At 64.7% G+C, this 10,286-nt stretch carries 8 protein-coding genes and 1 pseudogene; 2 read left to right on the forward strand and 7 right to left on the reverse strand.

Annotation, left to right across the window (positions count from 1 at the left end):
* Positions 1 to 61: 61 nt before the first annotated feature.
* The 3 genes from ACH2A7_RS11130 to ACH2A7_RS11140 form a co-directional block, all read right to left on the reverse strand.
* Positions 62 to 424, reverse strand: coding sequence for a BlaI/MecI/CopY family transcriptional regulator (locus ACH2A7_RS11130; RefSeq protein ID WP_394962002.1), 363 nt, complete (start codon positions 422 to 424; stop codon positions 62 to 64).
* Positions 425 to 729: 305 nt separating this feature from the next.
* Positions 730 to 1,695 (reverse strand): outer membrane insertion C- signal, encoded by a 966-nt coding sequence (locus ACH2A7_RS11135; RefSeq protein WP_394962003.1) that lies wholly within the window; start codon positions 1,693 to 1,695, stop codon positions 730 to 732.
* Between the two features lie 13 nt (positions 1,696 to 1,708).
* Positions 1,709 to 2,851 carry a CobW family GTP-binding protein gene (locus ACH2A7_RS11140; protein ID WP_394962004.1) on the reverse strand — a complete coding sequence of 381 codons (1,143 nt, stop codon included), beginning with the start codon at positions 2,849 to 2,851 and terminating at the stop codon, positions 1,709 to 1,711.
* A gap of 242 nt (positions 2,852 to 3,093) precedes the next feature.
* Between ACH2A7_RS11140 and ACH2A7_RS11145 the strand changes: the two genes are divergently transcribed.
* The gene (locus ACH2A7_RS11145) at positions 3,094 to 4,881 is read left to right on the forward strand and encodes an aminopeptidase P family N-terminal domain-containing protein (RefSeq protein WP_394962005.1); all 1,788 of its coding nucleotides are present in this window, start codon (positions 3,094 to 3,096) and stop codon (positions 4,879 to 4,881) included.
* 58 nt (positions 4,882 to 4,939) lie between these two features.
* Here ACH2A7_RS11145 and ACH2A7_RS11150 read toward each other — a convergent pair whose 3' ends face one another.
* The 4 genes from ACH2A7_RS11150 to ACH2A7_RS11165 all read right to left on the reverse strand — a co-directional run bounded on the left by ACH2A7_RS11150 (position 4,940) and on the right by ACH2A7_RS11165 (position 9,653).
* Positions 4,940 to 5,560, reverse strand: coding sequence for a DedA family protein (locus tag ACH2A7_RS11150; protein WP_394962006.1), 621 nt, complete (start codon positions 5,558 to 5,560; stop codon positions 4,940 to 4,942).
* A gap of 161 nt (positions 5,561 to 5,721) precedes the next feature.
* Positions 5,722 to 6,408, reverse strand: coding sequence for a YoaK family protein (locus tag ACH2A7_RS11155; RefSeq protein ID WP_394962007.1), 687 nt, complete (start codon positions 6,406 to 6,408; stop codon positions 5,722 to 5,724).
* A gap of 78 nt (positions 6,409 to 6,486) precedes the next feature.
* Positions 6,487 to 8,265 (reverse strand): phosphoenolpyruvate carboxykinase (GTP), encoded by a 1,779-nt coding sequence (locus tag ACH2A7_RS11160; RefSeq protein ID WP_394962008.1) that lies wholly within the window; start codon positions 8,263 to 8,265, stop codon positions 6,487 to 6,489.
* 209 nt (positions 8,266 to 8,474) lie between these two features.
* Positions 8,475 to 9,653 carry a nucleotidyltransferase family protein gene (locus tag ACH2A7_RS11165; RefSeq protein WP_394962009.1) on the reverse strand — a complete coding sequence of 393 codons (1,179 nt, stop codon included), beginning with the start codon at positions 9,651 to 9,653 and terminating at the stop codon, positions 8,475 to 8,477.
* Between the two features lie 118 nt (positions 9,654 to 9,771).
* Here ACH2A7_RS11165 and ACH2A7_RS11170 point away from each other — a divergent pair.
* A pseudogene (locus tag ACH2A7_RS11170) lies at positions 9,772 to 10,286 on the forward strand (acetate kinase); the annotation flags it as partial.

Consider the following 10,286-nt stretch of genomic DNA (forward strand, 5'->3'; position numbering starts at 1 on the left):
AATGCGGCGAAGGAAAGGGCCGGCCTTTTCAGGCCGGCCCCTTTGGGTGTTGGATGCCCTGTCAGCACAGATCTCCCAGCACTTGCACCAGTGACTCGCGTCGCGCAGGATCCGCAGCGCCGTCATGGTACAGCACTCTCAGCATCTCCGCCTCGCTGCCGCCAAACCGCTTTTCGACCAGGTTGTTCAGCTCCACAAGCTGCATCTGGCGGCGGGTCACCAGCGGCGTCACTGTAAAGTCGGTCCCGCTGCGCTCCAGCACACCCTTGCTGATCAGCCGCTTGAGCACCGTGTAGGTGGTGTTTTTGGCCCAGGCGAACCGCTGGCCAGCAATGGCGGCGATCCTGCTTGCCGTGGCAGGAGCTGTCTCCCAAACGATCTCCATCAGATTCCATTCCGCGTCAAACAACTTTACTGTTTCCACTGTTGATCCGTCCTTTCCGCCCTGCCAAAGGCTATTTTTTGGCAAAGGAGGGACAAGAATTCCTCCTGTTTACTTTACTATATCATACCCCCCGCCCTTTTTCAGCATAAAACTTCCCCGCCAAACTTTTTTTGTAACTTTGCACTTAATGCGCACGCTTTTTTGAACCATCTATGACAATAGTAGACGATTTATGTAGTATATACTCGCATATTTTTATGCAATTCACACAAAAAGCAAGTGCCTCACAGGCAAATTTGCCCGTGAGGCACAAACACTTTTTCCGGAATGCCGTTTTTGACCGGTCAGCTGAAGGTGACGAAATCCTGCTCCAGCGGCTTTGCGGGCTCCACTTCCAGGGCGGTGAGCACCGGGCCTTTGCCGCCGAACAGCGGGTGGAACTGCACCCGCACCTTGGCGGTGAGTTTGATCCAACTGCGCTGGGCCAGCTTCTTTGCGTCGTCGTATTTGCAGGGGAAGCCCACAAACTGAATGTCCTGCACGCAGCAGGTCATGGCAAAGCGGCCGGGCACGAACTGGCCCTGGCCCACCCGGGGGGTCTGGCAGACCTGGGCGGTGAAGCGCACGGTCTTGCCGTTGTACTTGTCCGGGTCCTCGGAGGCGTCCAGATACCAGATGCCGAAGTCCTCGTCGCCGATGTCGATGACGTCGGCATTGATGTCGAAGGGCAGCTCGTCGGGCAGGTCGTCGTACTCCACGCTGCCGTCGGAGTACTCGTAGGCGATGTCGCACCGGCGGCTGGCCTGGCGCACCGCCTTGTGGATGTAGTCCCGGTCGTCGGAGGAACTCACCGCCTCGGCCCGGTTGACGATGAGCAGTTCGCTGGCGGCGAACTTTTCCAGCATCAGCTGGCGCATATTCTCAAAATAGGTGCGGAAGGTGGTGCCGTCGGCGGTGCAGATGGTCTGGTAGATCAGCCAATGGGCCGGCAGGGCTTCCATCAGCGCCGACAGCGGCCACATGCCGTTGTACTCGATGAGCACCCGGCCGGCGCCGCACTTTTTGGCCTTCTGTTCCAGGGTGTCAGGGGTCAGTTCCGCCTGGGATTCCAGGGAATCCACCGTGACGCCGCCGAAGGCGAACTCGTCGGGTTTATACTCCACCTCTCCCTCTTCGCACACCAGCAGCAGGGTCTTGTCGCCGCTGTCGAATTTGGGGTCGTTCATGGTCTCCTGGATGAAGGTGGTCTTGCCGCTCTCCAGCTGGCCCAGGAACAGGTAGACCGGGATCTCGTTGTTGTTTTCAGCCATAGCCGCCTCTCCTTTACGCCAGGTGGAAGATCAGTTCCAGCGCCGGCTCGTTCAGCTTTGCGCCGATGACGCACAGCCGGCCGGTCACATCGGCGCTGCCGGTGCGCACGTCCGCCTCGCCGGGCACATAGTCGAAGTGGATCCACTCCCCCTCGCCGGGCAGGATGCCCTTGGCCCGCAGGATGGTTCCGTATTTGCCGGTGTCCAGGGCGGCCAGGGCGGCCTTCACCTCGTCGGCGGTGAACTTGCGGGTGGTCTCCCGGCCGAAGCTGGCAAACACCTCGTCGGCGTGATGGTGGTGATGGTCGTGGCCGCAGCCGCAGTGGTCGTCGTGGTCGTGGTGATGCTCGTGGTCGTGGCCGCACTCGCAATGCTCGTCATGGTCGTGGTGGTGCTCGTGGTCGTGGCCGCACTCGCAATGCTCGTCATGGTCGTGGTGGTGCTCGTGGTCATGGCCGCATTCGCAGTGCTCGTCGTGGTCGTGCTCATGCTCATGCTCGTGCTCATGCTCGTGGTCGTGCTCCGCGAGGGTCTGGGCCAGCAGCTTTGCCACAAAGTCCTGCCCTTCCTCGATGGCGGCCAGGATCTGCGCGCCGGAGAGCTGCTGCCAGTCGGTAGTGATGATGACGGCGTCGGGGTTCACGGTGCGCAGCAGCGCCACCGCGTCGGCCACCTTCTGCTCGCCGGCGGTGCCGGTGCGGCTGAGGACGATGGCGTTGGCGTGGGACACCTGGTCGTTGTAGAACTCGCCGAAGTTCTTCATATACATCTTGACCTTGTTCACGTCGGCCACGGTGGCGAAGCAGTTCAGCTTCACATCCCGCTCGTCCGCCACGGCGGCCACGGCGCGGGTCACGTCGCTGAGCTTGCCCACGCCGGAGGGCTCGATGAGGATGCGGTCGGGGGCGAACTGGTCGATGACCTTCTTCAGCGCCTCCCGGAAGTCGCCCACCAGGCTGCAGCAGATGCAGCCGGAGTTCATCTCGGTGATCTGGATGCCCGCGTCCTTCAAAAAGCCGCCGTCGATGCCGATCTCGCCGAACTCGTTCTCGATGAGCACCAGCTTCTGCCCGGCGTAGGCCTCGCGGATGAGTTTTTTGATGAGGGTCGTCTTGCCGGCGCCCAGAAAGCCGGAAAAGATGTCGATCTTGGTCATGGTGTTTTTCTCTCCTTTTATATCCCTGCCGAAGGGGCGCGCGCCCCTCCGGAAAAGGCCCGCGGCGCCGGAAAAGGGCGCCGCGGGCGACAATGCTCCACTTTTTATTATACCCGTTTTGTCAACACCCGCGGCGGAATCAGGGCTTAACAACCGGACTTTAACGTGCTACAATAGAAGCGGTCATTTTGGATCGAAGCGCTTCGCGCTTTTGCATTTTTTGAGAATCGAGGTTTTGTCCTATGCCCACTACCAACGAAAAGATCGCGCTGCTGCGGGCGGCCATGAAGGCCGCCGGCGCCAACGCCTGTCTCATCCCCTCCTCCGACCCTCACATCAGCGAGTATCTGCCCGCTCACTGGGCCGCCCGGCGCTACTTTTCCGGCTTCACCGGCAGCGTGGGCAACCTGGTGGTGACCGAGACCGCCAGCGCCCTGTGGGTGGACGGCCGCTACTTTGTGCAGGCCGCTCACCAGCTGGAGGGCAGCGAGATCGAACTGGAGAAGATCGGTGTGGAGGGCGTGCCCACCCTGCTGGAGTACCTGACCGCCGCCCTGGGCGAGGGACAGGTGCTGGCGGTGGACGGCATGGTCACCGCCACCTCCACCATGAAGGAGCTGCAGGAGGCCCTGGCAAAGAAGAGGGCCAGCGTCAAGAGCGTGGACCTGGTGGAGGGCAACTGGCCCGACCGTCCCGCCGTGCCCGCCAGCGAGGCCTGGCTGCTGGACACAGCCTACGCCGGGCGCACCGCGGCGGAAAAGCTGGCTGACCTGCGGGCCGAACTGGCAAAACAGGGCGCGGGAGCCATGGTGGTCTGCCGGCTGGACAGCGTGGCCTGGCTGCTCAACCTGCGGGCCAGCGACCTGGACAACACCCCCTTTGCCCTGGCCTACTGTTTTGTAACGCCCGACGACGCGGTGCTGTTCATCAACACCGCCCGCCTGCCCGCCGCGGCCGCCGAGGCCCTGGGCCGGGAGGGGGTACGGGTGGCCGAGTATGAGCATCTGCTGGGCGCGCTCACCGGCTACCACCACAGCCAGACCGTGCTGGTGGACGTTGCCGGCACCAACTGGGCGGTGTACTCGGCCCTGGAACAGAATCCCGCCTTCACTCTGAAGGAGGGCGAGGATCCCATCCAGGCGCTGAAGGGCGTGAAGAACCCGGTGGAGATCGAAAACCTGAAGAAGGTCCATGTGAAGGACGGCGTGGCCATGGTGAAGTTCCAGATGTGGCTGGAACAGCGGATGGCCGCGGGCGAAGCCACCACCGAGGTGGACGTGGACGAAAAGCTGATGGCCCTGCGCGCCGCCCAGCCGCTGAACCTGGGGGTGAGTTTTGACACCATCGCCGCCTACGGCGCCAACGCCGCCATGATGCATTACCACGCCACCCCCGGCAATTGCACCACCCTGGCCCCCAAGGGCTTTCTGCTGGTGGACTGCGGCGGGCAGTATCTGGACGGCACCACCGACATCACCCGCACCTACGCTTTGGGCGAACTCACCGACAACGAGCGCACCTGGTACACCTATGTGCTCAAGAGCCACATCGACATGGCCAAACTCCAGTTTTTGAACAACTGCACCGGCGGCAACCTGGACGTGATCGCCCGGGCGCCGGTGTGGGCCCACGGCATCGACTACCGCTGCGGCACCGGCCACGGCGTAGGCTTTGTGGGCGGCGTGCACGAGGGGCCCCAGAACCTGCGGGTCTCCAACCACACGGTGTTCAAGCCCGGCATGATTGTCACCGACGAGCCCGGCATCTACGAGGAGGGCGAAGTGGGCATCCGCATCGAGAACGAGCTGCTGTGCTGCGAGCGGGAGAAAAACCAGTACGGGCAGTTCCTGGGCTTTGAGGCTGTCACCTGCTGCCCCATCGACCTGACCCCGGTGCGTCCCGAACTGCTGGACGCCGACGAGAAGGCCTGGCTGAACGCCTTCCACCAGGCGGTGCGGGAGAAGCTGACGCCCCACCTCTCCGCCGAGGAGGCGGCATGGCTGGCGGAAAAGACCCGGCCGCTGGCGTAAAACCCACAAGAGAAAAATCGACAAAAGGCGCCGGACCCCTGAAAGGTCCGGTGCCTTTTTATTTCTTCGCCCGCTCGCGGCGCCGGGCCAGCCGCCACACAACAGCCAGCACCGCCGCGGCCAGCAGCAGCCAGCGCACCGCGCCGGAGGCGTCCGCGAAGCGGCGGGCCACCCGCTGCCAGCTCTCCCCCGCCGCCGCGCCCAGGCCCACCAGCGCGGTGTTCCACACAAGGCTGCCCGCCGTGGTGTAGAGCAGAAAGCGGCCGAGGCCCATCCGGGCCATGCCCGCCGGGATGGAGATGAGGCTGCGCAGGATGGGCACGCACCGGCACAGGAACACCGACCCCGCCCCCCTTTGTTCAAAGCGGGCTGCCGCCCGCTGGGCCGCCGCCGCGTCAAAGCCCAGCCGCCGGCCCCAGGGCCCCGCCAGCAATGCGTTCATCCGCCGGCCGCCCAGCGCCCGCCCCAGAGCGTAGAGGGCCAGCGCCCCCGCCACCGCCCCCAGGGTGGCCCAGACCACCACCCCCCACACCGTGAGCCGGGTGCGGGTGGTGAGGAAGCCCCCGAATGTGAGGATGACCTCCGACGGGATGGGAGGAAAGAGGTTTTCCACCGCGATGAGCAGCGCCATGCCCGGATAACCGAAATCCTCCATCACGCCGACGATCCACTGTTCCATGCCCACGCCCCCTTTTTTTACATTGTATTCGGCGGGGGCGGGGATATGCCGGGCGGCGGGGCAAGGCCCCCGGCCCGCGCGCCCGCCGCAAGGGGCCCCGCACAGCAAAGCGGGCGCTCTCCCGTTTGGGGAAAGCGCCCGCCGGTTTTGATCGCATCGTTTCAGAAGCGGGTGGTCACCTCGGCCCGGCTCAGCACCACCAGCACCACCGCCAGCAGGGCGCAGGCCACCAGCACCGACCACTGGCCCAGCACGCCGGCCAGAACCCCGCTCGCCGCCGCGCCCACGATGAAGGACAGGATCACATGGTAGTAGCGCAGGGCGCTGTGCAGGATGTCCCGGTCGCGGGTCTGAAAGAACTGATAGAGCAGCTCGGTGCCGCTGCGCAGGTTGCCGGTGCACATGGTGGTGACGTAGGCCTTGCCGTGCACCCTGCGGAAGCTTTCCACCTGCAGCGCGCAGACGAAACTCACCGCCCAGTTCACCGCCATGTCCCATCCGCCGCCCATGGGCAGAAAGGCTGCGGCCGCCAGCACCACGATCTCCAGCGCCAGCACCCACTGGCGCCAATGCAGCTTTGAGGACACAGCGGCCTTGCCCCGGCGCCGGATGACCTCCGCCACCAGCACGCCCAGGAAAAAGGCGAAGATGGGCGGCAGGTATTTGGCCGCTCCGGCCCAGTTGCCCGCCGCCAGCTTGACGCCCAGCAGCACCATGTTGCCGGTCTCGGCGTTGGCGAACACCCCGCCGCGGCACAGATAGGTGTACGCGTCCAGATAGCCGCCGGCCAGCGCCAGCAGCACGCCCACCCGCAGCGCCTCGCTGGTCTGCACACGCTGTTCGGTCATCGGTTCAAACTCTCCTCGTTTTCCCCTCAAAAATGGCCCCCGGTCACCCGGGGGCCACTGCTTGCTGTTGGGGAAATGTTACTTGCTCAGGCGCGCGCGCAGGTCGGCCAGCTGCTTGCGCAGCTCGGCAGGCACCCGCTCGCCGATCTCGTCGTAGAGGGCTTCCACGCCGTCGCAGTCCTCCAGCCACAGATCCTTATCCACGCTGAGCAGACCCTTGACGGTGTCCAGCGTGACGTCGGAAAGGCCGGCGATGTCGATGTCCTCGGCCTTGGGCAGGTAGCCGATGGGGGTCTCCACCGCATCCACTTCGCCCTTGCAGCGCTTCAGGATCCACATCAGCACCCGCATGTTGTCGCCGAAGCCCGGCCAGATGAAGTGGCCTTCGTCGTCGGTGCGGAACCAGTTCACATGGAAGATCTTGGGGGCCTTGTCGCCCAGCTTCTTGCCCATCTCGATCCAGTGACCGAAGTAGTCGCCCATGTTGTAGCCGGTGAAGGGACGCATGGCCATGGGGTCACGGCGCACAACGCCCACGGCGCCGGCAGCGGCAGCGGTGGTCTCGGAGGCCATGGCGCTGCCCACATACACGCCGTGGTTCCAGTCGAAGCTCTGGAACACCAGCGGAGCGGTCTTGGCGCGGCGGCCGCCGAACACCATGGCGGTGACGGGCACGCCGTTGGGGTTGTTGAACTCCTTGCTCAGGCAGGGGCAGTTCACGGAGGGGGCGGTGAAGCGGCTGTTGGGATGAGCCAGCTTGTTGCCCTGGGCCACCCACTCCTTGCCGTTGACCTTCTTGCCGGTCCAGTCCTCGGCGTTCTCGGGCGGGTTCTTGTCCAGGCCCTCCCACCAGACGGTGTTGTTGTCCAGGTTGTGCGCCACGTTGGTGAAGATGGTGTTCTTCATGGTGGTGTGCAGCGCGTTGGGGTTGGACTTCTCGTTGGTGCCGGGGGCCACGCCGAAGAAGCCGTTCTCCGGGTTGATGGCGTAGAGCCGGCCGTCCTCACCGATGTGCATCCAGGCGATGTCGTCGCCCACGGTCCACACCTTGTAGCCCTGCTTCTTGTACACCTCGGGCGGGATCAGCATGGCCAGGTTGGTCTTGCCGCAGGCGGAGGGGAAGGCGGCGGTGATGTACTCCACATGGCCGGTGGGATCCTCGATGCCCAGGATCAGCATATGCTCGGCCATCCAGCCTTCCTTCAGGCCCTGGTAGCTGGCAATGCGCAGCGCGAAGCACTTTTTGCCCAGCAGCACGTTGCCGCCGTAGCCGGAGTTGATGGACCAGATGGTGTTCTCCTCGGGGAACTGCACGATGTAGCGGTTCTCCTCCTCCATCTTGGCCTTGGAGTGCAGGCCGCGCACGAAGTCGTTGGAATCGCCCAGCTGATCCAGCGCCTGCTGGCCCATGCGGGTCATGATGTCCATGTTCATGACCACATAGATGGAGTCGGTCAGCTCGATGCCCACCTTGCTGAAGGGGCTGCCGATGGGGCCCATGCAGTAGGGCAGCACATACATGGTGCGGCCCTTCATGCAGCCGTCGTACAGGGGGATCAGCTTGGCCTTCATCTCACTGGTCTCCATCCAGTTGTTGATGGGGGCGGCGTCCTCCCGCTTCTTGGTGCAGATGTAGGTGCGACCCTCCACGCGGGCCACATCGTTCACCGCGGTGTGATGCAGCACACAGCCGGGCAGCAGTTCGTTGTTCAGAGGGATCATCTCGCCGGTCTTGAAGCTCTCCTCCCGCAGGGCGGTGAGCTGCTCCTCGCTGCCGTCGATCCACACGACCTTGTCAGGCTTGACCAGGGCGACCATCTCGTCCACCCAGGTCAGAACGTGCTTGTTCGTTGTCATACGCTTTCACCAATCCTCTCTCGATATCTCGGGGCAAACCCCGCTTTCTGCCGCCCCCTGCGGGCGATCCTGAAAGTTTGCCATTTGCGTCCATTATACTGCTTTGGAAAAAAAACGGCAATGGATTTTGTGTTAAAAAGCCAAAAGTGCAAAAGTTTTCTGTTTCGCTTAAAAGTTTGTCTATTTTTTGACGACTTCCGTTCCTTTTGCTACACCAGCAGCGGTTTTTGGGTGTAGCAGCCGCCCATGGGCGCGGGGGTGCGGCGGCAGAGGGCGGCCAGATCGGCGGCGGTGGCGTGGGCGGCGGCCATCCGCGCACAGGGGCCGCCCTGCCGGGCCAGCCGGGCCAGGGAGGCGTCGGCGGGCTTTTGCACCCCCCGCAACAGGGCCAGGCCCCGCCCGTTCGCCGCCAGCACATGAAGATAGGGCGGCAGGGCGGGCAGGGCGACGGTGTAGCCCAGCGCCGCGTCCAGCACATAGCGGCGCAGCCGGGCGTGGGCGTAGCGCTTGGACTTCATGGCGTCGTACAGCCCCGGCAGGTCCACGGCGGCGCGCACCGCGTTTTCCAAAAGATGTTCCAGCCCCTCGGCGGTGCCCCGGGTGCGGGCGAGGGCGGCGGCGTCCATCCCCCGCAGGCGGGAGAGCACCGCCACCTCCCAGGCCCGCGGGTCCAGGTCCCGCCCGGCGACCCCGGCCTCCTTATAAAGGGCCAGCGCGGCATCCGGCACATAGCCCTCCAGCGCCCCGGCCCCGCCTTTCGCCCAGAGGGCGCGCAGGCTGGAGGCGCTGGCAAAGCCCTCCATGCCGGGGTGCGCCTGGCCGTGGGCGGCCCCTTTGCGGGGCAGGGCCAGAGGCAAAATGTGGCTGTTTTGGGCCGCGAGGGCCTTGCAGTACTCCACGCCCAGGTTGTTGTTGGGGCCCGCCAGCACCTGCCCCGCGCCGGGGCACACCTGTTCGGCGGCGGCGGCCCGGGCGACAGCGAAGGAAGCGCCCCCCGCGAGGCGGCGGGCCAGCGCGGCGGAAAAAGCGGGCGAGGCCAGCGCCGCCGCCGTGCCCGTCAGGGCCGCCGTGTCCGGCGTTTCCGCACCAAAGACCAGGGTGTCCAGGGCGGGCAGGGCGCTCAGCACCGCCACCCCGGCGGCGGCAAACCCCTCGGCGGAGAGGCAGGCGCAGGGGTTGGGCAGGCACAGCACCAGGTCCGCCCCGCAGCCCAGGGCCGCGGCGGCCCGCACGTCCGGGGGCAGCAGCGCCGCCGCCCCCCGCTGGGTGACGTCGGCGCTCATGCAGACCGTCACCGTTTCGGCGCCCCGGCGGCGGGCCTGGGCGATCTGCCAGGCATGGCCGGCGTGGAAGGGGTCGTATTCCGCGATGATGCCGACGTTTTTCATGGTTCTGGCCCCCTTTTTGCCTTGAAAAGCGATTTTCACCATTATATAATAGTGGGTGGACAATGTAAATCCGGGGCGGACGCGCGCCGCCCAGAAACAGTTTTGGGAGGAAATACATATGAAAATCCTGGTTATCAACTGCGGTTCGTCCTCGCTGAAGTATCAGCTGATCGACATGACCGACGAGAGCGTGCTGTGCAAGGGCCTGTGCGAGCGCATCGGCATCGAGGGTAGCAAGATCACCCACCAGGCCCACGGCGGCAAGTGGAGCGAGGAGGTGCCCTTCCCCACCCACACCGAGGCCTTCATGAAGGTGGTGGAGATGATGACCACCGGCGAGGGCGCCGTTATGGCGGACAAGAGCGAGATCGGCGCCATCGGCCACCGCATCGTGCAGGGCGCGGAGTTCTTCACCAAGAGCGAGATCGTCACCGACGCCATCATCGACAAGATTGAGGAGATCGCCCCCCTGGCCCCGGTGCACAACCTGGCCCATGTGCAGGGCCTGCGCAGCGCCAAGAAGGTGTTCGGCGCCCAGGTGCCCAACGTGGTGGTGTTCGACACCACCTTCCACCAGACCATGCCTCCCAAGGCTTACATGTACGGCGTGCCCTACGAGATGTACGAGAAGTA

The organism is Candidatus Allofournierella merdavium (assembly GCF_944382735.1).
Taxonomy (GTDB): Bacteria; Bacillota; Clostridia; order Oscillospirales; family Ruminococcaceae; genus Allofournierella_A; species Allofournierella_A merdavium.

What these genes read in the sequence shown, in the direction of transcription:
- ACH2A7_RS11135 (WP_394962003.1), bottom strand. Translation starts at nt 1,695, where the DNA reads ATGGCTGAAAACAACAACGAGATCCCGGTCTACCTGTTCCTGGGCCAG.
- ACH2A7_RS11140 (WP_394962004.1), bottom strand. Translation starts at nt 2,851, where the DNA reads ATGACCAAGATCGACATCTTTTCCGGCTTTCTGGGCGCCGGCAAGACG.
- ACH2A7_RS11145 (WP_394962005.1), top strand. Translation starts at nt 3,094, where the DNA reads ATGCCCACTACCAACGAAAAGATCGCGCTGCTGCGGGCGGCCATGAAG.
- ACH2A7_RS11150 (WP_394962006.1), bottom strand. Translation starts at nt 5,560, where the DNA reads ATGGAACAGTGGATCGTCGGCGTGATGGAGGATTTCGGTTATCCGGGC.
- ACH2A7_RS11155 (WP_394962007.1), bottom strand. Translation starts at nt 6,408, where the DNA reads ATGACCGAACAGCGTGTGCAGACCAGCGAGGCGCTGCGGGTGGGCGTG.
- ACH2A7_RS11160 (WP_394962008.1), bottom strand. Translation starts at nt 8,265, where the DNA reads ATGACAACGAACAAGCACGTTCTGACCTGGGTGGACGAGATGGTCGCC.
- ACH2A7_RS11165 (WP_394962009.1), bottom strand. Translation starts at nt 9,653, where the DNA reads ATGAAAAACGTCGGCATCATCGCGGAATACGACCCCTTCCACGCCGGC.